This window comes from Aquamicrobium sp. NLF2-7 (assembly GCF_022359935.1).
Taxonomy (GTDB): domain Bacteria; phylum Pseudomonadota; class Alphaproteobacteria; order Rhizobiales; family Rhizobiaceae; genus Mesorhizobium; species Mesorhizobium lusatiense.
Window position 1 is genome coordinate 272408 of record NZ_JAKSED010000001.1, and the last position, 23939, is coordinate 296346.

General features: G+C 62.3%; 26 protein-coding genes. 7 read left to right on the forward strand and 19 right to left on the reverse strand.

The window, feature by feature from the left end; translation table 11 throughout:
• Window positions 1–46 precede the first annotated feature (46 nt).
• From MIC97_RS01325 to MIC97_RS01335, 3 genes are all read right to left on the reverse strand, one after another.
• Window positions 47–490: a TonB family protein gene (locus MIC97_RS01325; RefSeq protein WP_239798551.1), complete on the reverse strand. Its 444-nt coding sequence runs from the start codon at window positions 488–490 to the stop codon at window positions 47–49.
• A gap of 197 nt (window positions 491–687) precedes the next feature.
• On the reverse strand, window positions 688–2625 hold the full coding sequence (locus MIC97_RS01330) for a cation-translocating P-type ATPase (RefSeq protein ID WP_121987350.1): 1938 nt from the start codon (window positions 2623–2625) through the stop codon (window positions 688–690).
• 227 nt (window positions 2626–2852) lie between these two features.
• The gene (locus tag MIC97_RS01335) at window positions 2853–3251 is read right to left on the reverse strand and encodes a cupin domain-containing protein (protein WP_035029077.1); all 399 of its coding nucleotides are present in this window, start codon (window positions 3249–3251) and stop codon (window positions 2853–2855) included.
• Between the two features lie 215 nt (window positions 3252–3466).
• Here MIC97_RS01335 and MIC97_RS01340 point away from each other — a divergent pair, with 215 nt between their 5' ends.
• The 5 genes from MIC97_RS01340 to MIC97_RS01360 all read left to right on the forward strand — a co-directional run bounded on the left by MIC97_RS01340 (window position 3467) and on the right by MIC97_RS01360 (window position 11165).
• Entirely contained in the window at window positions 3467–4186 is a 720-nt protein-coding gene (locus MIC97_RS01340; protein WP_239798552.1) for a DUF924 family protein, read from the forward strand.
• 297 nt (window positions 4187–4483) lie between these two features.
• Window positions 4484–6058, forward strand: a complete 1575-nt coding sequence (locus tag MIC97_RS01345; protein WP_275592308.1) for a recombinase family protein — start codon at window positions 4484–4486, stop codon at window positions 6056–6058.
• Window positions 6058–6966, forward strand: a complete 909-nt coding sequence (locus MIC97_RS01350) for a plasmid partitioning protein RepB C-terminal domain-containing protein (RefSeq protein ID WP_239798553.1) — start codon at window positions 6058–6060, stop codon at window positions 6964–6966. The genes MIC97_RS01345 and MIC97_RS01350 overlap by 1 nt, the downstream gene beginning before the upstream one ends.
• Entirely contained in the window at window positions 6963–7880 is a 918-nt protein-coding gene (locus MIC97_RS01355) for a plasmid partitioning protein RepB C-terminal domain-containing protein (RefSeq protein WP_239798554.1), read from the forward strand. The genes MIC97_RS01350 and MIC97_RS01355 overlap by 4 nt, the downstream gene beginning before the upstream one ends.
• Before the next feature lie 360 nt (window positions 7881–8240).
• Window positions 8241–11165: a UvrD-helicase domain-containing protein gene (locus tag MIC97_RS01360; protein WP_239798555.1), complete on the forward strand. Its 2925-nt coding sequence runs from the start codon at window positions 8241–8243 to the stop codon at window positions 11163–11165.
• A 56-nt stretch (window positions 11166–11221) separates the two neighbouring features.
• Here MIC97_RS01360 and MIC97_RS01365 read toward each other — a convergent pair whose 3' ends face one another.
• From MIC97_RS01365 to MIC97_RS01410, 10 genes are all read right to left on the reverse strand, one after another.
• Window positions 11222–12061, reverse strand: a complete 840-nt coding sequence (locus MIC97_RS01365) for a hypothetical protein (RefSeq protein ID WP_239798556.1) — start codon at window positions 12059–12061, stop codon at window positions 11222–11224.
• Between the two features lie 110 nt (window positions 12062–12171).
• Window positions 12172–12519: a phage head closure protein gene (locus MIC97_RS01370; RefSeq protein WP_239798557.1), complete on the reverse strand. Its 348-nt coding sequence runs from the start codon at window positions 12517–12519 to the stop codon at window positions 12172–12174.
• Window positions 12519–13088 (reverse strand): head-tail connector protein, encoded by a 570-nt coding sequence (locus MIC97_RS01375; protein WP_239798558.1) that lies wholly within the window; start codon window positions 13086–13088, stop codon window positions 12519–12521. Before MIC97_RS01375 ends, MIC97_RS01370 begins: the two co-directional genes overlap by 1 nt.
• 74 nt (window positions 13089–13162) lie before the next feature.
• Entirely contained in the window at window positions 13163–13549 is a 387-nt protein-coding gene (locus MIC97_RS01380; RefSeq protein ID WP_109708014.1) for a hypothetical protein, read from the reverse strand.
• 94 nt (window positions 13550–13643) lie between these two features.
• Window positions 13644–14918, reverse strand: coding sequence for a phage major capsid protein (locus tag MIC97_RS01385; protein WP_239798559.1), 1275 nt, complete (start codon window positions 14916–14918; stop codon window positions 13644–13646).
• Window positions 14919–14928: 10 nt separating this feature from the next.
• On the reverse strand, window positions 14929–15789 hold the full coding sequence (locus tag MIC97_RS01390; RefSeq protein ID WP_239798560.1) for a head maturation protease, ClpP-related: 861 nt from the start codon (window positions 15787–15789) through the stop codon (window positions 14929–14931).
• Entirely contained in the window at window positions 15786–15944 is a 159-nt protein-coding gene (locus MIC97_RS01395) for a hypothetical protein (protein ID WP_167518142.1), read from the reverse strand. The genes MIC97_RS01390 and MIC97_RS01395 overlap by 4 nt, the downstream gene beginning before the upstream one ends.
• Window positions 15941–17254, reverse strand: coding sequence for a phage portal protein (locus MIC97_RS01400; protein WP_239798561.1), 1314 nt, complete (start codon window positions 17252–17254; stop codon window positions 15941–15943). Before MIC97_RS01400 ends, MIC97_RS01395 begins: the two co-directional genes overlap by 4 nt.
• Window positions 17255–17274: 20 nt before the next feature.
• Window positions 17275–19068 carry a terminase TerL endonuclease subunit gene (locus MIC97_RS01405; RefSeq protein WP_239798562.1) on the reverse strand — a complete coding sequence of 598 codons (1794 nt, stop codon included), beginning with the start codon at window positions 19066–19068 and terminating at the stop codon, window positions 17275–17277.
• Window positions 19052–19522, reverse strand: a complete 471-nt coding sequence (locus MIC97_RS01410) for a phage terminase small subunit P27 family (protein WP_100651845.1) — start codon at window positions 19520–19522, stop codon at window positions 19052–19054. The genes MIC97_RS01405 and MIC97_RS01410 overlap by 17 nt, the downstream gene beginning before the upstream one ends.
• A 129-nt stretch (window positions 19523–19651) precedes the next feature.
• Between MIC97_RS01410 and MIC97_RS01415 the strand changes: the two genes are divergently transcribed.
• Together MIC97_RS01415 and MIC97_RS01420 are read left to right on the forward strand one after the other, a co-directional pair.
• Window positions 19652–19882, forward strand: a complete 231-nt coding sequence (locus tag MIC97_RS01415; protein WP_167874077.1) for a hypothetical protein — start codon at window positions 19652–19654, stop codon at window positions 19880–19882.
• Window positions 19883–19974: 92 nt separating this feature from the next.
• Complete coding sequence (locus MIC97_RS01420) at window positions 19975–20493, forward strand: DUF3489 domain-containing protein (RefSeq protein ID WP_239798563.1); 519 nt, start codon at window positions 19975–19977, stop codon at window positions 20491–20493.
• Between the two features lie 19 nt (window positions 20494–20512).
• Here the strand turns inward: MIC97_RS01420 and MIC97_RS01425 are convergent, their stop codons facing one another.
• The 6 genes from MIC97_RS01425 to MIC97_RS01450 all read right to left on the reverse strand — a co-directional run bounded on the left by MIC97_RS01425 (window position 20513) and on the right by MIC97_RS01450 (window position 23910).
• Entirely contained in the window at window positions 20513–20770 is a 258-nt protein-coding gene (locus tag MIC97_RS01425; RefSeq protein ID WP_239798564.1) for a hypothetical protein, read from the reverse strand.
• Complete coding sequence (locus MIC97_RS01430) at window positions 20767–22158, reverse strand: DNA methyltransferase (RefSeq protein WP_239798565.1); 1392 nt, start codon at window positions 22156–22158, stop codon at window positions 20767–20769. Before MIC97_RS01430 ends, MIC97_RS01425 begins: the two co-directional genes overlap by 4 nt.
• Window positions 22159–22298: 140 nt before the next feature.
• Entirely contained in the window at window positions 22299–22643 is a 345-nt protein-coding gene (locus MIC97_RS01435) for an HNH endonuclease signature motif containing protein (RefSeq protein ID WP_239798566.1), read from the reverse strand.
• Window positions 22644–22800: 157 nt separating this feature from the next.
• On the reverse strand, window positions 22801–23181 hold the full coding sequence (locus tag MIC97_RS01440) for a DUF6362 family protein (RefSeq protein WP_239798567.1): 381 nt from the start codon (window positions 23179–23181) through the stop codon (window positions 22801–22803).
• Complete coding sequence (locus tag MIC97_RS01445) at window positions 23174–23374, reverse strand: hypothetical protein (RefSeq protein WP_239798568.1); 201 nt, start codon at window positions 23372–23374, stop codon at window positions 23174–23176. The genes MIC97_RS01440 and MIC97_RS01445 overlap by 8 nt, the downstream gene beginning before the upstream one ends.
• Window positions 23371–23910, reverse strand: a complete 540-nt coding sequence (locus MIC97_RS01450; protein ID WP_239798569.1) for a hypothetical protein — start codon at window positions 23908–23910, stop codon at window positions 23371–23373. Before MIC97_RS01450 ends, MIC97_RS01445 begins: the two co-directional genes overlap by 4 nt.
• Between the last annotated feature and the right edge of the window lie 29 nt (window positions 23911–23939).

Genomic DNA, 23939 nt, shown 5'->3' on the forward strand with positions numbered 1-23939 from the left:
AATCACCGCGAGGCAGCCATGTTTTCCGGCAACCTCCTGAATGACATCACGGTTGGGTGGTGTCTCCAGTTTGCGGTGCTTCGAAATTCAGCTGCAGAGGTGCAACCACGGCCTTCGCGTCAGGTGTCATATCAGGCGTGAACGGAGGCATCGGCGAGGCCAGTGTCGGAATCTGGACAGCAAGCTGGTCCACGGCCGCATTTCCCGACGATCCGGCAATCTTTACATCCGTGATCGCTCCATCCGCGGCTACTGAAAACCCGACCTTTGCCGTGAATTGCCCCGAAATACCACTCTCGCTGCCGCTCGCCACCACTTCCGCCCCAACTCTCTGCAACCGCGCGCTAACTGCCCGATTCCAATCCTGCTGCACCATAACGGGAGGTGCCTCCGAAGGCGGCGACGTCTCCTGAGCTGCCAAGGGGACAGCCGCAAGCAGCGCGAAAGCAAATGCCCGGATTGAAATAGGGATGACGCCAGCTTTTTTCATGGCTGCAGAATAACCGACTAAAAGCGAGGAGCAATCCGCCAAAAACCATCTGCCTCATGCAGTTTCGGTTCCGACGGAAAGAGCATGCATACTGAAACGAAGCGCCGGGGAAAAGGATTGGTTCACTGAAAATGGCGGAGGGGATGGGCCTGACGTCCAACCTTCTCTGGGCCGGAAACGAGTTGAAGTCGTTGTCTTCAACCCGCGCGCCGCGGGATTTTTCTGCGATAGGCATGACGTTGGACGGGGGCGCTGATGCTGTCGACCGTCACCACCTGATCTGGTGACGCTGACTTGTTTTCGTTGCGGCGGATGGGGTCCCGCAGCAGACGCAGCCCGTTGAGCACCACCAGAACCGTTCCGCCCTCGTGACCGATCACTGCGAGCGGCAGAGGCAGCTCGAAGAACAGCGCGCCCGTCACCAGAATGACCATGGCACCCATGGCGAAGGCGAGGTTCTGCCGAATGATCCGCGCCGTGCGCCGCGCCAGTCGATGCGCCTCCGCGAGCCGTCCCATGTCTTCCGACAGAAGCGCCACATCGGCTGCCTGGAGCGCGACGTCGGAGCCCGCAGCACCCATGGCGATCCCGACATCGGCGCGGGCCAGCGCGGCGGCGTCATTTACCCCGTCGCCGACGAAGGCGACCTTGCCTCTTGCAGCCAACTCCCCCGCCATCCTGACTTTGTCCTCCGGCAGCATGTCGGCATGGATTTCCTCGGGCTTCAATCCGAGCTCTTCGCCAATCCGCAACGCAACCGGACGGCGATCGCCGGTCATCATGATGATTGCGGTGACCCCACCTTCCCGCAATGCGGCAAGCGCCGCCGCAGAGGTCGGGCGGGCCTGATCCGCGATGGTAACAGCTCCCATCACCTGCTGATCCCGCCCGAAATAGATGACCGTCTCGGTGTCCGCAGCCAACGCCTTCAGCATCGGGTGATCGATGGAAGCGTCCATTTGCCTGGCGAGGCGCGGATTGCCTGCCCATACCTGCCTCCCGCCGTCGTCGCCGACGATGCCGGCACTCGGCCGGGTGATCACGTTAAGTACCTTGGCCGGTTCAACACCGCGGCTGACGGCTTCCTGCCGGATGGCTGCCGCGCTGTGATGTTCCGAGTGGGCCTCAAGTCCAGCCAGCAGCGAGAGGAAGCGTCGCTCATTGCCGTCGAGCGCCACCACCTTCGTGATCGAGGCCCTGCCGGTCGTCAGCGTTCCCGTCTTGTCGAAGGCGAAGGTGTCGACCGCCGCCAGCGTCTCGAGCGCGGCGCCGCCCTTGAACAATACACCTCCGCGTGCGGCAGCCGACAGGGCGGAGAGGATCGCGGCAGGGACGGAGATCACGATTGCACAGGGGCTCGCCGCTACCAGCAGGGTCGCTGATCGGTAGAGCGCCTCCTCCCAGTCGCGCCCCAGCCAGTAGAACGCGGCGAAGGCCAGGACGGCTCCGACCATGACCGCGACCGTGTAGCGTTGCCCGAACCAGGCACTGAAGCGCTCCGACGGAGCCTTGGCCGCCTGCGCCTCGGTCACGAGTGCGATCATGCGGGCGACGGTGCTTTCCTCGATCGTCTTCGTTACGGCCATCTCGAGCACGCCGTCGAGGTTGACCGTCGCCTCGAAGACCGGGGCGCCGGGTTGTTTGGCGACGGGCATGGACTCGCCGGTGATATGGGCTTCATCGAGAGAGCCCCGGCCGCTGACGATCACCCCGTCCGCCGGAACCCGCGCGCCAGGCCGCAGCACCACGACGTCATCCACCTGAAGATCGGCAGCAGGGACTTCCGAGACTGACTCGTCCGGCGCCTTGCGAAGTGCCGTCTCCGGCCGAAGCTCCATCAACGCCTCGATGGCCCGGCGCGCGCGGCCGAGCGCCCGTTCCTCCAGCGTCGTGGAGATGCTGAAGAGCGTCAGCAGGACGGCGCCCTCGAAAGGCGCCCCGACGGCCGCAGCCGCGACCGCTGCAACGACCATCAAGAGGTCGATGTCGAGGATCCGCTCCTCCCACAAGGTGGCGGCCGCCCGCCAAGCGGCTGGCAGTCCGCCCGCTAGATAAACGAGCAACAGACCTGCGAGGGAAAAGTACGCGGCGGCGGCACCCTGCAGCGGCCAAAGAGCGAGTATGGCCAGAAGCATCCCAGCGACGGTCAGGACCGTCAAAACGAACGAACGATCGATCTCGAATGCTTTTCCCACTTCATCTCCTAATCGCGGCGCAGGCTCTCATGCCGAAACTATGCTTCCGGGCGCAACAACGCGCGCCGCCCGCCGTAGCGACGAGATCATGAACGTTCGACGATGGTCGCCGCTGGCTCCTGTCAGTGAGACTGGTGCCGGTTTCCGACAGAGTCGGCAAAGCCGAGCTATTCTTCGGTCGTCTTTCCGTCGAAGTGCTCGTGGGCAGCGTCGGCTTCGCCTTTGGTCGAATGGACGACGCCATCGACATGTTCGGGAGGACTGTAGATCGTGTAAAGCCTGAGGGGCTCGTCGCCCGTATTCCTGACATTGTGTCGCGCGCCCGCCGGTACGATCATCGCCATGTCCGACTTTATCTTGTGTGCGGCGCCATCGATCAGGATCTCGCCTTGCCCCTTCTCGACACGGAAGAACTGGTCGCCACCGTCATGCACCTCTTCGCCAATCTCTTCGCCGGGCTGTAGCGCCATCAGGACCAACTGCATGTTCCTCGCCGTATAGAGGACCCGCCGATAGTCGGCGTTCTCCTCGGTCAACTTTTCGATGTCATCGACAAATCCGCGCATGGTGTGCTCCTTGTATTTTGGCAGGCCTCTTTAACCATAGGTCCATCACGTGTGGATGACCAGTCCGCGTGCTGCTGCGACACCAGCTGGCCTGAATTTGCCTCCACATTGGCCTCGTATAAACCTGTTGGCCAAATGGAGTGTTTCGTTTTGGACCTGTTGACATGGATGGGCGTTAGTCTCGATGTTCAGTCCCTCGGCGCACACATTTTGCGATGAAGAACACGAACAAACGCAATGAATGGCAGGTCGTACTCGAATTCTGGTTCCCTGAGGGGAACTCGCTCGACATAGATGCGGACGTCCATCGCAGCCATTGGTCTTGGCGGATGCGGGGCGGCGCGGACGACGAAATCACGGCCCGCTTCGCGGAACTCACAGTTGAAGGAGCCGCGGGAAATCTTGACCACTGGGCCTCCGATCCCGAAGGCAGGCTCGCGCTCATCATCGTGCTCGATCAGTTCTCGCGATCGGTCTGGCGAGGCAATGCCCACGCTTTCGCGCAGGACAAGGCGGCGCTGGCGCTGGCAATGAACGGATTGTTGAATGGCCACTACGCCGCGCTATCAACGCCATGGTTCAAGGTCGTTCATGGTCTGCCACTCGGCCACTGCGAAGGGCCAGACCATCTCCAGCGCCTGGACCTTCTCATCGGACTTCGCGAGGAGATCGCCGCAGAAGCCCCCACGCACCTGCAGCCGATTTACCGTTCGCTCGTGAAGCAGGCCCTGGACGTGAATCAACCACCTTACGTATCTTCGGCATCGTCCGACAAGCTCTGCACAGCCATCAGCAATTCGATGATCGCCTGCTCGGCTGCGGCGAGCTTCATCGCCACCATCAGATCCTGCCGCCCGGCCATCACCAAAAATGCGTTGAGCACTTCGTCGGAGTGTCGAACGAGCGCCGCGAGATGCTCACCGCTGGGGCCGTAGCGTCCCGAAAACCAGTTCTTCACGGTCTTCTCATTGGCACCGGTCCAGCTTGCCACCGTTTTCACGCCAGAACCAGTGGTTCCCAGTGAGCGGCGGAGCGCAGAAGCAATCTCAGCCGTGAAGCAGAGGGCATCATGACCTCCGCCACCATCATCATACCCGTTACGCCCTGGAAAGAACTTGCCCTTTTTTGGAAACGACATTCCACACTCCTTGGATTTACAACGGCGAGGAGTGTTGAACCGGAGGCGTTGCAGGAACGACGAGTTACGCCCGGAGTAGCGTGAGGATGATTTGTTGAGTGGGCGTTACGAGAAGAACAAATCTGGAGGTGATGGTGATGCCGACGAAGAGATTCCGGCCGTTGCCTATGTCCGGATGTCGACGGATCACCAGAAATATTCGACCGAAAACCAGCTTGACGTCATCCGCGACTATGCCACGGCTCGTGGTCTGAAAATCCTTCGCGTGTTCGAGGATTCCGGTCGGAGCGGGCTACGCCTCGATGGCCGTGAGGCACTGCAGAGCCTGATGGCAGAAGTTGCGACCGGCCAGGCCGACTTCAAGGCTATCCTCGTCTACGACGTTAGCCGCTGGGGTCGGTTCCAAGATGCCGATGAGGGCGCCTATCATGAGCACGTCTGCTCTCGCGCTGGGATACCTGTCCACTATTGCGGCGAGCAGTTTGAAAACGACGGCAGCATCGGCTCAAACCTTCTGAAAACCGTCAAGCGGGTGATGGCCGGCGAATATAGCCGCGAACTCTCGGTCAAGGTTTTCGCCGGCCAGTGCCGTCTCGTGGAGCTGGGTTTCCGCCAGGGTGGTCCTGCAGGATACGGACTGCGCCGCGTACTCATCGACGAGCACGGAAATACGAAGGGAGCGTTGTCACGCGGAGAGCAGAAAAGCCTGCAAACAGACAGGGTTATCCTGGTTCCTGGCCCGGAAGAGGAACAACAGGTTGTCAGGCGAATGTACCGCATGTTCGTCGAAGAGGGCCGGCCCGAACGGGAGATTGCCGAAACCCTTAACGCCGAAGGTCACCGTACCGATCTCGGACGGCCATGGACGCGGGCGACGATCCATCAGGTTCTGACCAACGAAAAATACATTGGCAACAACGTCTTCAATAAGGTCTCGTTTAAGCTGAAGCAGCGCCGGGTGGCAAACCCCCGCGAGATGTGGATCCGCGCTGAGGGCGCCTATCCAGCCATTGTCGATGAAGCGCTTTTCCTGCGCGCCCGGGAAATCGTCGATGCACGCAGCCGCCATCTTTCCGACCGGGACCTGCTGGACGCACTGCGAGCCCTGCTCGCCAAGGAGGGATTCCTTTCCGGGCTGGTCATCGATGAGCACGAGGACACGCCGTCATCGAGTGCATTCCGGTCCCGGTTCGGCAGCCTTCTGCGCGCCTATGAGATGGTCGGATATCAGCCTGACCGGGATTACCGATACATCGAGATCAACCGCAAGCTGCGCGAGGCCCATCCGCAGATCGTCGCGGGTGTCATCGCCGGGATCGAAAACGCCGGTGGCAGCGCCATCCAGGATCCCCGGACCGAATTGCTGACCGTCAACGGCGAATTCACGGTATCGGTCGTGCTATCGCGATGCTTCGAGACCGCAGCAGGCTCGCTGCGCTGGCGCATCCGCCTCGATACGGGGCTCGTGCCAGATATCACCATCGCGATACGCATGGACGAGCTGAACGCGGTGCCACGCGATTACTACGTCCTTCCGAGCATCGACATGGCGGCAGATCGGCTTCGGCTCGCCGAGCAGAATGGCCTGTCTCTCGATGGCTATCGCTTCGACACGCTCGATTTCTTCTTCTCGATGGCCGGCAGGGCCAGATTCTCGGAGGTGGCCTGATGCCCGACGATATCCCGACCGATGCCCACAAGCATGTAACCCTCATCCCGACCGACAGGATCCGGATCCTCAATCCGCGTGTGCGAAACCGACGAACCTTCGAGGAAATGGTCGAGAGCATTGCGCGGATCGGCCTGAAGCGCCCGATTACCGTAACACGGCGCGCGGGCGCGGAGCCTGCGGAATACGATCTGGTTTGCGGCCAGGGCAGGCTTGAGGCCTTCATCGAACTGAAGCAGGGATCAATCCCAGCAATCATAATTGATGCCGATGAGAGTGATTGTCTGGTCATGAGCCTTGTCGAGAACTGCGCAAGGCGCCAGCACCGCGCGATTGACCTGATGCAGGAGATTGGCACTCTCCGGAAGCGCGGGTACAAAGACCGCGAGATTGCCGGCAAGATCGGGGTCACACCCGAATACGTCAACATGATCGCCGGACTGCTCGAACGCGGTGAGCAGCGTCTCGTATCTGCGGTCGAGACTGGCATCATGCCTTTGAACCTCGCTATCGAGATTTCCCGGACCGACGATCAAGGTGCTCAGCGCGCACTCATGGAGGCGTATACTGAGAAGAAGCTGCGCGGGAAAAAGTTCGCGGCCGTGCGGCGTCTGCTCGATCGACGCCAGCGCCAAGGGCGTCGCGTCGATGAAACACCCTTCGGCCGGAAGGTAAACCGCACAAGACGCCCCCTTACCAGCGACGCACTCGTACGAGCCTATCAGCACGAGGCCGATCGCCAGAAGATGATGATCAAGAAGGCAGAACTGGCGCAAGGTCGGCTACTGTTCGTCACAGAGGCATTCCGTGCGCTCCGGAGCGACGAGAATTTCTTGACGCTGTTGCGTGCCGAAAGCCTCGAGGTAATGCCCACGTATCTGGAGAAACACGCGAGGGCAGATCCATGACGCGGAAAGATAACCGTCGCACCGGCGTCGTCGCTCATGGTTTTGAAGACGACTGCATAACCCTCCACGTGGACGCCCTTCTCCCGGTGCGGGTCCTCCGGACGGCCACGAAATCCAGCAAAAAATACCAACAGATCGCTGCCTCGGTTCGCGAGGTTGGTCTCGTCGAACCACCGGTAGTCGCCCGCGATCTCGCGAATCCGGGCACCTTCTTGCTGCTGGATGGTCATGTTCGTATCGAGGTGCTGAAAGACCTCGGTATCGAACAGGTCGAGTGCCTGGTCTCCACCGACGATGAAGCCTTCACCTACAATAAGCGGATCAGCAGGTTGTCGCCGGTTCAGGAGCACAAGATGATCCGCCGTGCGATTGAGCGCGGCGTTCCGGAAGAAAAGATCGCCAAGGCGCTGGACATCAACACCCAGAGCGTCCGCCGCAAGGTCCGCATGCTGAACGGGATCTGCGACGAGGCGGTCGCCATCCTCAAGGACAAACCCTGTCCGATGGCCGTGTTCGAAATCCTGCGGAAAATGAAGCCGCTGCGCCAGATCGAGGCTGCCGAACTGCTGGTCAACGCCAACAATTACTCGGTCGCGTATGCGTCGGCGATCTTGGTCGGTACGCCGCAGACGCAGCTTATGGACGGTGTGAAGCCCAAGCGTATCACGGGCATTACGCCGGAAGCGATGGCTCGGATGGAGAGCGAGCTGGGACGCCTTCAGGAGTCGATCACATCCATTCAGGAGACCTACGGTCAGGACCACCTCCATCTAACCGTCGTCAAGGGCTATATGGCGAAATTGCTCGGGAACGCTCGGGTGGTTCGCTACCTTATGCAACATCGCCCCGAATTCCTGACAGAGTTCCAGGCAATCGCAGAGATGACATCAACGCTGCCGCCCGAGGCAGCCTGACCGGATAGCGACAACCGAAGGGGACCCGGACCCGATAAGCGCGGGGACCGCAGGAGACGCCGGACAGTGGGCCGGATCAAGCGCGGCGGTGGGGATGGCGGCGAACCCGCACGGAGCCCACCAGGCCGGCCGAGTTTTCGCCGCCGCGCAGGTATTCCGTAAGGCTGAATGCCTGTCACGTTCGATGGGCGCGCTGACGTTTGGCTGGATGTTGATATTGGTCGAAGTGGACGGCGCGCCCATGCATGGTATCTGTAGCGTCATCGTGCAATCGTGGTTGCGGACCACAACAGTCGCAGGACAAGCTGGCCCGAAGACGTAACAAGGCTCAGCTCATTGATTCGATTGCTACAACGACCTTTGTTTGGACTGTTAGCCGACCCATTCGGGAAGTCGGCCCGGATCATCGAACTCGACGGCGATTACCTGCGGGTCACGCGCCGTGATCAGGTCACGTCCCTGTCGTTGCAGTCATTGGCGGCTCCTCCTTCTATCCGGAAGTGCATGCTTGGAACGGCCCTGACGATCACATCGGGCGAGCACGAAGAGGTCTCGCTAAAGGGTGCAGGTCACGCTGATGCCCGGACGTTCTCGCAAGAGGTCAAGGAAGCTTGGGTCCGGTTCAATCTTTCGGCCCTTGAGAAGGAAACAACGCGTCTGGACAAGATCCTCACCGGAGTGAGGTCGTTATCTGCCCCGTCCCGATATCCTGCTGCGTGCCAGGTCACGCCCTTGCTGGACGAAGCCCGCGCTCTTGATGCCTCGCTTCTGTCGAAGCTGCAGGCCGAGGCCATTGGTCCCGAGGCTACGACGCGCATTGCCATTGCCCGCAAGTTCGCTTCAGATCCACGGACAGCGCGGGCCCACGGCATCGCCGCCTTCGTCGCTGCTGAACTGGACCGCTGGAAGGATTTCTTCGACACGGTCGAGAGCAAGCCACTGACATCGGAGCAGCGGCTTTCCGTAGTCGTGGATGAGGATGCGACGCTGGTTCTTGCCGGGGCAGGATCGGGCAAGACCAGCGTGATCACCGCCAAGGCGGCCTATCTGGTCAAAGCTGGCATCCGTCAACCGGGAGAGATCTTGTTGCTGGCCTTCGCGAAGAACGCGGCGGAGGAAATGTCGGAACGCGTCGAGGCGCGATCCGGAGTGCCCGTCGTGGCGCGGACGTTTCACGCGATAGCCTATGACATCATCGGCATCGTGGAAGGCTCGAAACCGGCGTTGGCCGACCACGCCACCGACGACATGGCCTTCACCAACCTGATCAAGCAGATCCTGAAGGATCTGGTTCACACGCGGCCGGATGTCTCGAAGGCGATCATCCAATGGTTTGCGCATTTCCTGGTCGAGCCGAAGACCGAATGGGACTTCAAGACCAAGCACGAATTCTATACCCACATGGAGAGCCAGGATCTGCGCACGCTGCAGGGCGAAAAGGTGAAAAGCTATGAAGAGCTGCAGATCGCCAACTGGCTTTACGAAAACGGCGTCGAGTACGAATACGAGCCTCTCTACGAGCACAAGGTCTCTGAGGTCGGCCGACGTGACTACCAGCCGGATTTCCGCCTGGCCGAAAGCAGCATTTACATCGAGCATTTCGGGGTGCGGCGCCAGAAGGCCGCCGATGGTAGCGAACGGCTGGTCACCACGCCCTTCGTCGATCGTGGCGAGTATCTGGCTGGCATGGAGTGGAAGCGCCAGGTCCATGCCGAACATGAGACCATCCTGATCGAGACCTACAGCTACGAACGGCAGGAAGGACATCTGCTGACGGGCTTGGCAGAGAAATTGGCACCGCATGTCACGCTGAAGCCTCGGCCGGCCGACACGATCTATGACCGGATCGTCGAGTTGAAGCAGGTTGATGACTTCTCGAAGCTGCTCGGGACCTTCCTCCGCAAATTCAAGAGTGGTGGATACAGCTTGCAGGATTGCGAGACAAAATCCGAGCGGATGAAGTTGGGCAAGCGTGCCAAGGCGTTCCTCGACGTGTTTGTGCCGGTTTTCGAGGAATATCAGAAGCGGCTCGGTGGCCGGATTGACTTCGAAGATATGATTCTGCGCGCAGCGGGCTACACCGAGACCGGCCGTTATGTCAGCCCGTTCCGGCACATTTTGGTCGACGAGTTCCAGGACATCTCGCAGAGCCGGGCTCGGCTGGTGAAAGCGTTGAAGGCCCAGCACCCGGATGTGCGCATCTTTGCCGTCGGCGATGACTGGCAGTCGATCTTCCGCTTCGCCGGGTCTGACATTCATCTGATGCGTTATTTCGGGCAGGAGTTCGGCGGCGACTTTGATGGCGAGGCTGGTGTCCACCGAACGGTCGATCTCGGCCGCACCTTTCGGTCCGTCGATCAGATTGCCTTTGCGGCAAGAACATTCGTTCTGCGGAACCCGGCACAGATCGAGAAGCAGATCGTCCCGGCCGGGACCGCGACCGAACCTGCCATCCGTATCATCACGGTCTCCAAGGGCGAGGATGAGGGGAAGCTTTTGGAGGTTCTCACTGCCCTGTCGTCCGATCTAGCGGCGGATGCAAAGCCCGCAACTGTCCTGCTCCTCGGCCGATACCACTTTGTCGAGCCAAACATGCTGAATCTGAGGCGGCACTTCCCGTGGCTGAAGATCAGCTTCAAGACCATCCATGCCTCCAAAGGTCTGGAGGCCGATCACGTCGTCTTGCTGAATGCCGACAGTGGAAGAACAGGCTTTCCCTCAGAGATCGTCGACGACCCACTTTTATCTCTGGTATCGCCGGAGGAGGAGGCGTTCCAGAACGCCGAAGAACGACGCGTTATGTATGTCGCGATGACCCGGGCCCGACACACACTAACGATCCTTGCCTCGAACGCCCGGCCATCGTCCTTTGTCACTGAGCTGAAGAAGGATCCCGCCTACAGCATAGCCGCTCCAACTGGCGGGGAGCTGGAGGGCTATGACTGCGGCGAATGCGGCGGGCGGTTGCTGGGCGTTACCGGGAAAGATGGCCGCATCTGGTATCGCTGCGAGCATGTCCAGCATTGCGGAAACCTGCTGCCCGCCTGCCAATCCTGCGGAACCGCGCTGCCGCGCCTTGCGGATGGAACGGTCGAGGTTCGATGTATCTGCGGTGCCAGCTATCAGACCTGTCCAGAATGCAAAGATGGCTGGCTGGTCGAACGCAGTGGCGCCTATGGAAAATTCCTTGGCTGCGTCCGCTATCCGACCTGCGTGGGGAAAGCGAAAGTGTCGAGTGGTGATCGGACCTCAGCCACGAAACCGCGGCGCCGAAACAGAGCCTGACAAGGATAGCACGGTGGTGCCCATTGCCGTGCTCGACAGGTTTTCTGGGACTGCCATCATCCAGTTTCTATGATCCTGCGAACCTCCTGCACTGCGCAAATGATTTGCCGCCGCAGAAGAAGCGCAATGATCAGACCGCCAAGCGCAAGCGCTCCGATGGCAATGACGGTCTGCCAGTCCATTCCGGCAAGTGCGGCGAGACCGGCGCCACCAGAGCCCAAGATGGTGGTGATCCAGCTCCACTGATCCGCATGCTTGCGAATTTCCGCTTCGACGCTGATGGGGACGACTGGCTTGTCGATCTCCTTCTCAACTACAATTTCGCGAAGAGGCTGGGCTTCTTGATGGCGTCTTTTCGCATCGGCGAGAGCCTGTCGCACGCGATCGGGTTTCACGGCGGCACTCTGACCGGCATAAGCACCCTTGCCAGAGATGGTTGGCAGCGAAGCCCATTCACGGGCAAGATTGTTGATGAGAGTGTCTTCGGAAAGCCGGCTTGCAAGATACTTGTCGATGCCACGCAGGCCGAGCAGATAGCAAGCGCAGCGATCCTGCATATCGGCATCGAACAAGGCGGTGGCCGGGAGCTTGAGCGTCTTGCGGATGGTTCGCAGCGTAGTGCGCACAATCTGGTAACGACCGAGCGCCGATGAGTTGAAGCTATTTACCGGATGCTTCAACATTCTCGTCTGCAGCGCATCAACCTCCTGCAATGTCATGGAAACAATATCGACGTCCCCGCCGGTGAACGCGCCGTAGGCGAGCGTTTCATTATAGCCGCGCTTTCGGTCGGTGCCCTCGGCAAAGCCGATCAAGTCGAGCATGGGCCGGTAGACATGATATTTGTCGGCCGCAGGCAGAGTCGCCGCGCCAGTGGCCACGTTGGCGTTCATCATGATGTCCTTTCGCGGGTTGCCAGAGCTCCGGCTGGACGCACGACTTTTGCACCAGCCGTAATGGGGCCAGGAGCTTCACATTGGAGGTCGGCGACGGCCGAGGGTTACAATCAGGTCGCCACCCCCGATTCGCACAGCATGGTGATGAATCGGCCGCGCCGCTCCATGTCGGCGACGGTGCGGATGTTGTAGACGGTGCCGGAACGGGCTTCGATCAGGCGCCAGGCGGCGGTGATGGCTGCGGTTTCGGCATCGTAACGCACGATGATCAGGGCTGGCTGGACGCTTTGCAGGCGCGCGGCAATGACGGTCTCACCCCCCTTGGAGAGCAGGATGCAGGCGTTGCGCTCGAACTGGGGGACCCATGCACCAACAGTCCCGCCATAGCCGTCGTCGATTTCCTCGCGCTTTTCCAGGCTGACACGATCACGCAGATCGTTGGCGGTGATCCTGGCCATCAGAGCGGACTTTTTCGGTAGGGCGCGATCAAGGCATGAACGGTGCGCTCGATGGAGACGTCGATCTCGGTGTCAGCGCCATCATAGAGCCGCTGGACAATGAGCAGGATGGCGTGCCGGATGGGCTCGGGCACATCGGCCGCCGCGCCAAAGCCGGCGATGAAGGTGATGGAGACGGCGTCAGCGCGACGGAAGGTGGCCGGCCAGGATTGCCCCGGCCGCAGGGTGAGATAGGCGCCACGCGTGTCGGTAAACAGGTCATAGACGCCGGCGTCCAATGTCTGCACCACATTGCCGACGTCGCAGTAGCTGACGCTGACGATGGCGATCACCGGCGATACTGGCAAAGTCAGGCGAAAGGCAAAGCCGGCAAGATCCTGCCGCCAGGTCTGAGTGATCAGCGCCCGGCCGAGAATGCCGGCATAGCCGTCGAGATATGCCGTCGCCGCCTTGATCTGGGCGGTGATCAGATCGTCCTGGTCATCATGATCAACACGCAGATGGGCTTTGGCCTCGGCCAGCGTCACCGGCATGGACGCAGGCGCAACCGTGCGGACGGGAGCGAGCATGGTTTCAGGTCCATATAATAAAGAGAAGCGACCAGCCGTTCGGCCGAACGATGGGCTGATCGCTTCGGATGATGTCAGGCGATCGGCGCGTCGTGGGGATGGCCGAGCGCAAAGACCGCGCCGGCGGCAATCGACGTGCCCGAGGTTTTGGTGATGACGGCGCGGATATAGCGCTTCGTGCCCTTGTATCCTTGGCTGTAGACCGTGCTGGCCTCGAGCGCTGCCGGCAGGATTCCAAGCAGATCGCCGGCCGCCACATCGGTAAAATCGCCATCCGTGGTGGTGTTGCTCTCCTGGATGGCGACGACGAAGAGGCCATCGCCGGCAATCGCGCCGGTATTGATGATCAGGGTTGCGGAGTTGAAGCCCTGCAGATCGGCATGGCTGCCCTTGGTCGTGGCGGTGACCACGGCGGGAACCAGCGATGCAACGAGGCCGAGGCCGGAGATACCGTCCTTCATGACAGAAGTCCTTTCGATGAATGGGAATGATGAAGAGACGGGCGACCGTCCTTCGACCGTGTGATGGCCGCCCGCTGCTGGATCACGCCGGTGATCAGGTGCTGATCTTCAGAAGCTTGAGCGCCTCGAAGTTGACCACGCCGCCGCCGACGCGCTTGGTCGTGTAGAACAGCACGTTCGGCTTCGAGGTGAACGGATCACGCAGCACCCGGATGCCGATGCGGTCGACGATCAGGTAGGAGCGACCGAAGTCCCCGAAGGCGATGGGGAACTTGCTGGCCTCTGCCGCCGGCATGTTGTCGTCGGTGTAGACCGGCTTGCCGAGGATAGTGGCGACTTCGGCTGCACCCGATGGCGGCGCCCAGATATAGGCGCCTTCCGCATCCTTGAACTTGCGCACCGTGTTCATGGTCGCATCCGACATCAGCCACGATGCCCCGTTCCGGTAGCCGGACTTGAGCGCATAATAGAGATCGATCAGGCAGTCGGCCGGACTGACCGAAGCGGTCGCAGCCAGGAAGCCATCCGCTTTCCCCGAGGCAACGAAGCCGATCTTGCCCCACACATGGGAAGCATTCGCCACCTTGTCGTAGGCAAGAATGCCGCGCGGCTTGTTGATGCCATCGCCATGGGCGAAGGCTGCCCCTTCCTGCTCGGCGAACTCGATCGACACCTCGTCGGCCAGCCATGCCGCCAGATCGATGCGGGCATCGTCGAGCGAGGTCTGCGTGGCGCCGGGCATGGCGTAGATTTCGCCGGTATTGATGGCGATCTCGCGCAAGGTCGGCGTGGCCGTGCCAGGGCGATCCTGTTCCTCGCCAACCCAGCCGGACGTCGCCCCACCCATATCGACCAGCTTCTTGTAGCTATTGGTCGAGATCGAGATGGTGCGGGCAAGCGAACGGATGGTCGACACCGTACCGAGAACACGGTCGATGCCGGCTTCGGTCTCTTCCGGCACCAGATAGCCGCCATCGGGATCGGACTGCGTGGTCAGCTTGGCCTTGACCTCCAGATCACGCAGGCCGGCATCGACGCCGCGACGGAAGAAGCGGTCGAAGGCTTGCGCATGCTCGGCCTTGTCCGGATCGGTCGTCCCGCCAACACCACCGACCTTCACCGCTGCCAGCATGGCGTTGGTTTCGTCGAGCGCCTTTTGCAGGGCGGTGATCTCGGCATTGATGCGATCGACCTTTTCGGTCTGCACCACGTCGGCCATGCCGGCCTTGATGTCGGCCAGCTCCTTGTCGCGTTCGACCTTGAAGTCCTCGAAGGTCCTCTGGAGTTCGGCGAGGATCTTGGTGGCGCTGCCGGAATCGGCGCGCACGCCGACAATCCCGCGCGCACGCGGGTTCAGTTCGATACCCATGACGGGTCTCCTATGATCTGATGGTGTCGATCAACCGCTGGATGGCGGCTGCATGGAAGCCAGCGTCGTGCGTGGCGGTATCGGCAGCGTCGTGCATGCCGGCAATCTGGCAAAACATCTTGCGCCGCTCTGTGCGCGAGATGCCTTGTTGCGCAAGCGCTGCGTCGATGCGGCGCTTGGCATGGATTTCGGGGCGGATCGGCGCGGACGCATTGGTCTCTGGATGGATTTCGGCATCGTCGACGACATCGGCAAAGCCGTATTCGACAGCCTGTGCCGCCGTCATGAAGGTTTCCGCATCCATCAGCTGCTCGATATCGGAGCGCTTCATGCCGGTGCGGACCTCGTAGATGTCAGCGATGGCCGCATCGAACTGCTCGAACACGATGGCGGCCTCGCGCATGTCATGGCGATTGCCGATCACCATGCCCCAGGCATTGTGCACCATCATGAAGGAGCCGAGCCCCATGCGGATGTCGTCACCGGCCATGGCGATGATGGAAGCAGCGGAAGCCGCCCAGCCCAGCACCTCGACCGTGACCTTCGCTCGATGGGCGCGCAGCAGATTGTAGATCGCGATCCCCTCGAACATGTCGCCGCCCGGCGAGTTGATGCGGACGGTGATGTCCTTGCTCCCGATCGACCGCAGCGCTGCCGAGATGCGATTGGCGGTGACGCCACCACCGGACCAGCCATCCTCGCCAATGACGTCGAACATGGAGATCGTGGTGTCGGTGTCAGCACCATTAGCGCTGGGCGCCGCAGCAAGCGGGTGCTCGGTCCATTTCGTCAGCACGTCGCTCGGCGCATCCCACTGGTAGTTCTGCGGCCGACGAAAGACCCGCGCCTCGGGCAATCTGCGAAGGCTCATCGAACGTTCTCCAGCGCCAACAGGAAAAAGTATCCGCCAAGCGTGATGCCGGCGATGAAGGTGCCAAAGTGGAAAGCAGGGTTGATGACCGCGAGGCTGACAACGCCCATGACCACCATCGTCGCGGCCAGTTTCAAACTATCCAGAAGGCTCATCTGCCTGCGTCCTCATCATTGGAGCCAATGTCACCATCGCTGCCGCCATCATTCTCATGGCGATCACGGTCCCCACCTGCCGGCACGCCGGCGGTGTTCGGCGGCGGATAGAAGACATCGCCGCCGTCACGCGGGTTCTGGTCTTCCAGCGCGCGGATTTCGTTCGGGCTGTAGACGCCCCATTGCAGGCCTTTGACGTAGGCCTCCCAGCGCGCCTTGATGTCGCCCTTGACCAGCGCCGCCCGGTTGAAGCGGGCATAAAGCGGCTCTTCCGCGCCAATCAGGTCGCGGTTGATCGCCTCTTCCCACATGGTCAGATGGTCTTCGAGCGTATAGGCAACGAAACCGATCGACTGCTGCTCGATGCCGGTGCCCCAGCTCGTGGATTTCTCCGTGTCGCCAATCATGTGCGGCGGGACACCGAAGAACATGGCAATGTCGGTGCGCGAGAATTTCCGGCTCTCGATCCACTGCGCATCTTCCGCGGTCATGGCGATGCGGGCATAATCCATGCCTTCTTCGAGGATCAGGTTCTTGCCCTCCTGCTCACCGCCGGACCGGAACTCCTCCAGACCAGCCTTCAGATGGGCGACGGCCTCTGGCCCGAGCTTGTTCGGGTGTTTCAACACGCCGCTGACGCGAGCACCGTTGCGGAAGGTGGTGGCGCCATGATCTTCCATGGCGAGCGACAGGCCGATGGTCTCGCGGGCGTAGGCAATCGCCGACACGCCATGCACGCCATCCAGCGTCAGCCCGACCAGATGGAACACCTCATCCTGGCGGAGCCGGATGCGCCGTCCGTCCTGGCGGGTGTAGATGTATTCCAGCGCCAGATCGTCCGTCTGCCTGACCTCGACCCGGTCGGGATGCAGCGGGATCAGTTCCTGCACCAGTCCGCGTGACCGCACGATCATGGCGTAGGCATTGCCGCGCAAAAGCAGATGCGCCTGCAGCATGCGGCGGAACTGCGACGGCGTCTGCCAGCGGTTCGGCCGTCGTCGCAGCACCGTCCAGATCGGCGTGTCAGAGGCGTCTTCGCGGGTGCGCTCATCCACCCGGCGCTTGATGTGCAGCGGCAATGTCGCCACAGCACCCGAGATGATGCGCACACAGGCATAGACGGCCGCCACCCGCATGGCGCTGTCGGGCGTCACCGCAGCCCCCGAGGCGGTCACCGTTCCCGAGCGCAGCGCCTCTTCCAGCTGCTGCGCCGTGGTGATGACGATCCCGCCACCCGCATCCTGGAACGACGCGCGCGGAGATGCGGCCGGCGGTTTTGCGCCGCCGAACCAGTTCGACCAGAATGCCATTGGGTTCTTTCGTCAGCTCTTTACAGCATCAGGATGCCGCGGGTCTCATAGACCGAGCGGCCGGCATTGACGTCGCGGGCCAGCGCCCGCCCGAGCGCGTTGCAGATGGCGACAATGCCGTCGATGCGCTCTCTGGAGCGTTCCTTGTCCGGCTTGATGTTGCCGGCCGGATCATGGCGCACGGCAACATTGGAGGCGTTCCATCGCAGCACGGGATGGCCGCCATGCCAGAGCGAGCGTGACACCGAAAGCCGCTCCAGCTCCGCCGTGGGTGCCGCCATGGACAAAAACCCTTGTCCGAACTGCACCAGGTTCAAGCCTTCATCCTGCAGATGCTGCACGATCTCGCCGGCAAAGGTGCGATCATAGGACAGCTCCCGCAGATCATGGCGTGAGGCCAGCTCCAGTATCTCGGCCTCGATGAAGGCAAAGTCGGTGGCATTGCCGGGGGTCGCGGTCAGGAATCCCTGATCACGCCAGACGTCATAGGGCACGCGGTCGCGCCGCACACGGCGGACTATGTCGTCCTCGGGAATCCAGAACCGGCAGGTGACGATCCATTTGTCGGCAAGCTTTCCAAGCGTTTCATCCAGTGTCGGCGGGAAGACCAGCACGAAGGCCGACAGATCGTTGACCCGCGCCAGGTCGAGCCCGCCATAGCATTCACGCCCCAGCAGCTTGCCTTCCAGTTCCTCCAGTTCGTGTTTGACGATGCGCCAGTCGGTGGCAGCTGGCAGTCCGCCTTCCTCCCACACGCTCATGTCGAGCCAGCGGGTGACCTGCTCGGTCCATTCGTTGAGGCGCAGCCGGCGGATCGCATTCTGCTGCGCCGGCATTTCCCTAGCCTCGTCGATCTGCCGCTTCAGGTCATCCAGCTTCACCGTCACGCCAAGGCTCGGATTGGCCTTCACCCAGACCTTTTCGTCGGTCCAGTCGTCGCCCTCATCGATGGTGGCGATATAGGCAAACCAGCTGTCCGACGACTCCATCGGCACCGTGCCTTCCAGCGCCTTCACCGAGAACTCGTGATGCTGGCGGCAGACCGAATGGCGATCATAGCCGGCCGTCGTGATCTCGAAGATCAGCGGCTGGCGCCGCGCACCGGTGGCGGTGTTCAGCTTCTGGATGATCTCCGGTCCCGGATGTTCGTGCACTTCATCGACGGCCGCAAAATGGATGTTCAGCCCGTCCATCTTGCTGGCGTCCGCCGACAGCGGCCTGAACCAGGACGAGGTCGGCAGCACGGCCAGATTGTTCACCGTGCGTGTGATCCTCGATTGCAGCGCCGAACTCGCCGCCACCATGCGCTCGGCCTCGCCAAAGACGATCCTGGCCTGATCGCGCGTCGTTGCCGCCGAATACACATGCGCACCGGGCTCGCCATCGGCGATCAGCGCATAGAGCGCCGTGCCGGCCAGAAGCACCGACTTGCCGTTCTTGCGCGCCACCTCGACATAGGCCGTGCGGAAGCGGCGCAATCCATCCTTGCGCTTCCAGCCATAGAGCGAGCCGACGACGAACTGCTGCCAGCCCTGAAGCACGAAGGGCTCGCCCGCCCATTCGCCGGTCGAGTGGCGCAGATGGCCGAAGAAGTCGATCGCATGACGTGCCGCAGCGCCATCCCAGACCAGGCCGCGTTTTACCCCCACCTTCAGGTCCGCGAGGTGCCGCTCGCCGGCCAGACGCACGAGCCGGCCGGCGACGATCCGGCCGCCAACCACCGCACGGGCATAGGCTGTAACCGGACAGGGTGGTGCTTTCCTGCCGCTCCCGTCCAGTGGGCGCGAAGCACGGGAACTAGGCTTTGCGGCCACGGTTCAGGAACTCCTCGAACGGATCGCTCGTCTCGGCGGGTTCCGCCATACGGATGCGCGAGCGGCTGGACGGCGTCAGTCCGAATTCGCTCTCGATCTGCGCCATCTGCGCCAGGCACTTGTTGGCCACAGCCAAGAACGGGTTCTGGATGATGTTGTCATTCGACGTCTTCACCACCGGCCCACGGCGCTTCACTTCCTGCTCCGCCTCCAGCCAGCGTCGCCAGATCACGACGTAGCGGGCGAGTGCGCCGGCATCCAGTTCCGTCATGACACCGTGGCGGGCAAGCAGTTCCGCCATTTCGGTGAACTTCAGCTTGGCGGCTTCATCGAGATGGTCAGGCGGTTCGGGCGTCGCCACCACCGGCTTCGGCTCGGCCTTGTTCAGGCGATGCGGACGGGCCGTGCCCTTCACCAGCTTCAGATGTGTCGGCAGCGGCTTGCGTCCCGCCATGTCAAAACTCCCTGCGCCAGCGTTGCAGCGGCGCCGGCGTCAAAAACAGCAACAAAATGATCGTCTTATCCGGTTGATGATCTCGTCGTTCAGAGCATGACTGTGATTGCCAGGATGAAGGAAACAGCCATGACGAACAGCAACCAGTCCAAGACCCGAGCCACAGCCATCGACGCCTTCCTCGCCGCGAAGTTCGAGATCGACGCCATGCTCGAACGCCTGTCGGCGCTCAGCGCGGAGCATTTCGACACCGACCCCGACGAGATCGACTGGGGCCATGTCGGCACGCTCGAGCACTACCGCAACAAGCTGCGCGAGATCACCGACATGGCGTTCCGCGAAGGCGAATATGCCGAGTAGCGCCAACCTCTCCGAAGCCTGCCCGCCGCAAGGCGGGCTTGGGGTCGTAGAAGGGCCGCGATGGGCGCGGCCCCGATCAAGGAGACGACCCCATGACCCAGATTCAGCTTTCCGACGCCCAAGCCGTCATCCTGTCCACCGCCTGCGCGCGCGAGAACGGGGCAGTGTTCCCCGTCACCGTCAGCCTCAAGGGCGGCGCTGTCGGCAACGTCTGCAAGAGCCTCCTGAAGCAGGGGCTGATCGAGGAAATCGCCGCCACGGACCTCGACACGGTCTGGCGGCACGACGAAGAACGCGGCCCGATCACGCTGCGCGCCACTCCGCTGGCCTACAGCACCCTCGGGATCACGGACGAGCAGACCGACACCCCGCAGGCTGAAACGCTGACCGCCCCGGTCCAGCGCCGGAAGGGCACCAAGCAGGCAACGTTGATCGCCATGCTGCAGGCGCCCGACGGCGCGACCATCGAAGAGATCATGGCCGCGACCGGCTGGCAGTCGCACACGGTGCGCGGTGCAATGGCCGGTGCGCTGAAGAAGAAGCTTGGTCTCGAGGTCAGTTCCGAGAAGGTCGAAGGACGTGGGCGGGTCTACCGGTTGCCCGCAGCCTGACGCCGCAGCTCTCATCCTGTCACGGCCGTCGCCCCTTCGGGGCGGCGGTTGCCTCGTTGGCACGCCGCATCCGGATGGCCTCGAACACCCGCCGCAATGTAAAACTGCGCGCGATCGACACCACGGTGAAGATCGCGCCTATGGCCATGTTGTCAGCCAGCGTGGTGGACAATCCGAACAGCGGGAATACCAGCATCTGCGTCACCACGGCAATGCCATAGCCGACGGCGACATTGGCGAAAGCCTCCACCAGAGACATGGTGCGGGATTGCTTCATGCCGCTGCCGCATCCCTGGTCGCGGTCCCGGCATCAGGCACTCGATCGGCGGCGATCTCATCAAAACGGCGGCCGTCGCCATCGAGCGTGGCCGCCTTGCCGGTGAATGCCTGCCAGCGCTTGACGACCACATCGCAGAAGGCCTCCGACAGTTCGAGGCCATACACGCGGCGGCCGGTCTTCTCGCCGGCGATCAGCTGTGAGCCCGAACCGGAGAACGGCTCGTAGCAGATGTCGCCCGGTCTTGTGTGCAGCTGCATCGGCAGCGTGAACACCTTGACCGGCTTCGAAGTCGGATGCTCGCGGGTTTCGATCTCCGAGGATGGGATGTTCCACACCGTGGTCGGCCAGCTCTCGAACCCCTCGCGGTTGATGCGGGGCTTCCTGCCGCGACGCCATCCGAACAGGCACGGCTCATGCGCCCACAGCATCACCGAGCGCGTCAGCACCGGGCGCGATTTGGCCCAAATGATCTGCTGGTGATGCAGCACATCGAACTGATCCCAGACCGTTTCCAGCATGCGTTGGCGGCGCGAGGCGTGCCAGCAATACCATGCCACATCCTCGGCAATGGCATGCTCGATCGCCACCTTGCAGAAGGCCTCGTAGAACTGCGGTCCTTGGGCAGAATCATCCCAGTGTGGCTGCTCGATATAATCGTCGCCCCAGTCCTTGTTGGCGATTTTCTTCGCCCGCGCCGAGGCGGTTTTCTTTGTCGGATGGTTGGTTCCGTCGTAGTCGACCAGGTAGGGCGGATCGGTGGCAAACAGCGCCGCCCTCTCGCCAGCCATCAGGCGACCAACATCTTCCGGCGAGGTGCTATCACCGCACAGCAGCCGGTGATCACCCAGCAGCCACAGATCGCCGCGTCGTGTGACAGGCGTTGCCGGAACTTCCGGAATGGCGTCGTCCTCGGTCAGCCCGTCCTGTTCGTCATGGCTGCCGTAAAGCAGGTTCTGCAACTCGTCGTCGCCGAAGCCGGTGAGGCCAAGGTCAAAGCCGGCCTCCTGCAGGTCGGAGAGCTCGAGCGCCAGCAGCTCCTCGTCCCAGCCGGCATTCATGGCAATGCGGTTGTCGGCGAGCACCAGCGCCCGGCGCTGCGTCTCCGACAGTCCCGCCAGCACGATCGTCGGCACCGTCTCCATACCGAGCTTGCGTGCCGCCAGCACGCGGCCATGGCCGGCGATCAGCGTGCCATCCTCGGCAATCAGCACCGGGTTGGTAAAGCCGAAGGCGCGGATCGATCCGGCGATCTCGGCCACCTGCGCATCCGAATGCGTGCGGGCATTGCGCGCATAGGGCACCAGGCTGTCGAGCGGCCGGTATTCGACGGCCAGCTGACGCTCAATGTCACCAACACCGATGTGCGCAGTTTCAGCGATTGTCATTTTCGGTATCCAGTGAAATCAACATCTTAGCCGCGCACCCCCCCATGCTTCATTTTGGCCACGGATGCGCTTTTGGTGGCGCGCGGTCCTGGGAGCGAACTCTCCAGAGATTTGACCTCCCCCGGGGGGAGGGTTTGGGCTCACGAGCGGCGGCGCGCATTGCCGAAGCCGCCGTCGCTGCCAGCCGTCTTGCGGCCGTGGCACGATGCGCACAGCGCCTGCCAGCGGCTGCGGTCCCAGAACACCGTCTCATCACCGCCATGCGGATCGATGTGGTCGACGACGCTGGCCGGTCGGATCAGATCATGGCGCGCGCATTCCACGCACAGCGGATGATCGTGCAGGAAGGATGCGCGTTCCGTTCGCCAGCGCTTCGAGCGATAGAGCGCACGTGCCACCGGATTGCGCTGGCGGGCATAGTCCTGGTCACGCTCACGCTTCTCGCGCCGCCCGACCGGACGGTGGATCGGAGGGCGGACGGGCATGATGCTGGTCTCGATGATGGTGGTGACGATGGTGCCGGAAACGACAACGCCCGCGAGGGGGACGATCCGTCGCGGGCGCTACTCTGTCGAGCTTACCCAGAACCATATCTGATTTGCCCCCATCTGTTGCATGGAAAAGTGTTGCAACACATTGGAGTCACTGCGCATTGAGCCGCGCCGCAATCTTGGTGAGGGCGAGCTGCCAGCGTCGCCACGCCGTAGTGCGATCGCAGCCATGCTCATGGCTGATCACCTTCCAGGGTACGCGGGCCGCGCGCGACCAGACCAGCTTGCGCTCCGACTCCTCGATCCAGAGCACCCAGTCGAAGGTCTGCTCGAGCCGCGTGATGGCAGCGGCCGACGGCCGGATACGCATCGGCTCGGGTTCCATGAAGGCAATCTCGCGACTCGTCCGCACGATCTCCGGCCAGGTGTTGAAATAGCCCTGCACCTTCACCGGCGGCAGCTTGCGCAGGGTGCGGAATGCCTCCGCGAAATGATCGGCGACGCAGTCGGCGGTCCATTCACGATCAGCCATGGCGCGCCTCCCGGTCGGCAGGACGCGGGCCGTAGAGCTTCTCGCCCAGCTGGCAGACCAGTTCGCGCTCGGGCCATGTCAGGCGGTCATCATCGGCGGAGACCGCAAGGACACCCTGTTCCTGCCAGCCCTCGCGCTTGACCTGTTCGGGATCCCGGCGTCGGCCGCCGTAGCCGTGGGGATGCCATCTCATGCGACACCCCCTTTCGTCTCGATCGCCCAGAGCAGGATGGCGATGGCGTCGGCCTCGTTGTCGTCGGCCGGGCTGAAGCCGCGGGCGCGGACGGCGGCGATCATCGCGGCCTTGTCGGCGTTGCCCTTGCCAGCGGCGTGGCGCTTGATCGTGCCGACCGGAACGCCCTCGTAGGGCACGCCCCGCAGCTCAGCCCATGCGGTCAGCGTGGCCATGAGCCCGCCATAGATGTGGCCCGCGTCGGTGCCCGCGTGACGCCGGACCTCCTCGAACCAGATCGCGGCGACGGGCCCGGACAGCCGGTCGATCTCGGTCAGCCAGTTGGTGAAGCGCAGGTAGCGCATGCCGCCGCCGTCGAAGCGGCCGGGGCGGAACGAAACGGTGCCGCTCGTGATCAGGCCGTCGGCATCGCGCAACGCCCAGCCGGTCGAGGTACCGAGGTCGAGGGCGAGGATGGCGCGATGCGCATGAGCCGGATGCGGACGGAATGCGATGGCCCCTGCGGCGGCGGGGCCAGGTTCGATGGTCGAAGCCATGGTTCTCTCCAAGGAGCGCGAGCAAGAGT

Coding starts and splice junctions, on each gene's coding strand:
- MIC97_RS01325 (WP_239798551.1), bottom strand. CDS start 490: ATGAAAAAAGCTGGCGTCATCCCTATTTCAATCCGGGCATTTGCTTTC.
- MIC97_RS01330 (WP_121987350.1), bottom strand. CDS start 2,625: ATGCTTCTGGCCATACTCGCTCTTTGGCCGCTGCAGGGTGCCGCCGCC.
- MIC97_RS01335 (WP_035029077.1), bottom strand. CDS start 3,251: ATGCGCGGATTTGTCGATGACATCGAAAAGTTGACCGAGGAGAACGCC.
- MIC97_RS01340 (WP_239798552.1), top strand. CDS start 3,467: ATGAAGAACACGAACAAACGCAATGAATGGCAGGTCGTACTCGAATTC.
- MIC97_RS01350 (WP_239798553.1), top strand. CDS start 6,058: ATGCCCGACGATATCCCGACCGATGCCCACAAGCATGTAACCCTCATC.
- MIC97_RS01355 (WP_239798554.1), top strand. CDS start 6,963: ATGACGCGGAAAGATAACCGTCGCACCGGCGTCGTCGCTCATGGTTTT.
- MIC97_RS01365 (WP_239798556.1), bottom strand. CDS start 12,061: ATGATGAACGCCAACGTGGCCACTGGCGCGGCGACTCTGCCTGCGGCC.
- MIC97_RS01370 (WP_239798557.1), bottom strand. CDS start 12,519: ATGGCCAGGATCACCGCCAACGATCTGCGTGATCGTGTCAGCCTGGAA.
- MIC97_RS01375 (WP_239798558.1), bottom strand. CDS start 13,088: ATGCTCGCTCCCGTCCGCACGGTTGCGCCTGCGTCCATGCCGGTGACG.
- MIC97_RS01380 (WP_109708014.1), bottom strand. CDS start 13,549: ATGAAGGACGGTATCTCCGGCCTCGGCCTCGTTGCATCGCTGGTTCCC.
- MIC97_RS01385 (WP_239798559.1), bottom strand. CDS start 14,918: ATGGGTATCGAACTGAACCCGCGTGCGCGCGGGATTGTCGGCGTGCGC.
- MIC97_RS01390 (WP_239798560.1), bottom strand. CDS start 15,789: ATGAGCCTTCGCAGATTGCCCGAGGCGCGGGTCTTTCGTCGGCCGCAG.
- MIC97_RS01395 (WP_167518142.1), bottom strand. CDS start 15,944: ATGAGCCTTCTGGATAGTTTGAAACTGGCCGCGACGATGGTGGTCATG.
- MIC97_RS01400 (WP_239798561.1), bottom strand. CDS start 17,254: ATGGCATTCTGGTCGAACTGGTTCGGCGGCGCAAAACCGCCGGCCGCA.
- MIC97_RS01410 (WP_100651845.1), bottom strand. CDS start 19,522: ATGGCGGGACGCAAGCCGCTGCCGACACATCTGAAGCTGGTGAAGGGC.
- MIC97_RS01415 (WP_167874077.1), top strand. CDS start 19,652: ATGACGAACAGCAACCAGTCCAAGACCCGAGCCACAGCCATCGACGCC.
- MIC97_RS01420 (WP_239798563.1), top strand. CDS start 19,975: ATGACCCAGATTCAGCTTTCCGACGCCCAAGCCGTCATCCTGTCCACC.
- MIC97_RS01425 (WP_239798564.1), bottom strand. CDS start 20,770: ATGAAGCAATCCCGCACCATGTCTCTGGTGGAGGCTTTCGCCAATGTC.
- MIC97_RS01430 (WP_239798565.1), bottom strand. CDS start 22,158: ATGACAATCGCTGAAACTGCGCACATCGGTGTTGGTGACATTGAGCGT.
- MIC97_RS01435 (WP_239798566.1), bottom strand. CDS start 22,643: ATGCCCGTCCGCCCTCCGATCCACCGTCCGGTCGGGCGGCGCGAGAAG.
- MIC97_RS01440 (WP_239798567.1), bottom strand. CDS start 23,181: ATGGCTGATCGTGAATGGACCGCCGACTGCGTCGCCGATCATTTCGCG.
- MIC97_RS01445 (WP_239798568.1), bottom strand. CDS start 23,374: ATGAGATGGCATCCCCACGGCTACGGCGGCCGACGCCGGGATCCCGAA.
- MIC97_RS01450 (WP_239798569.1), bottom strand. CDS start 23,910: ATGGCTTCGACCATCGAACCTGGCCCCGCCGCCGCAGGGGCCATCGCA.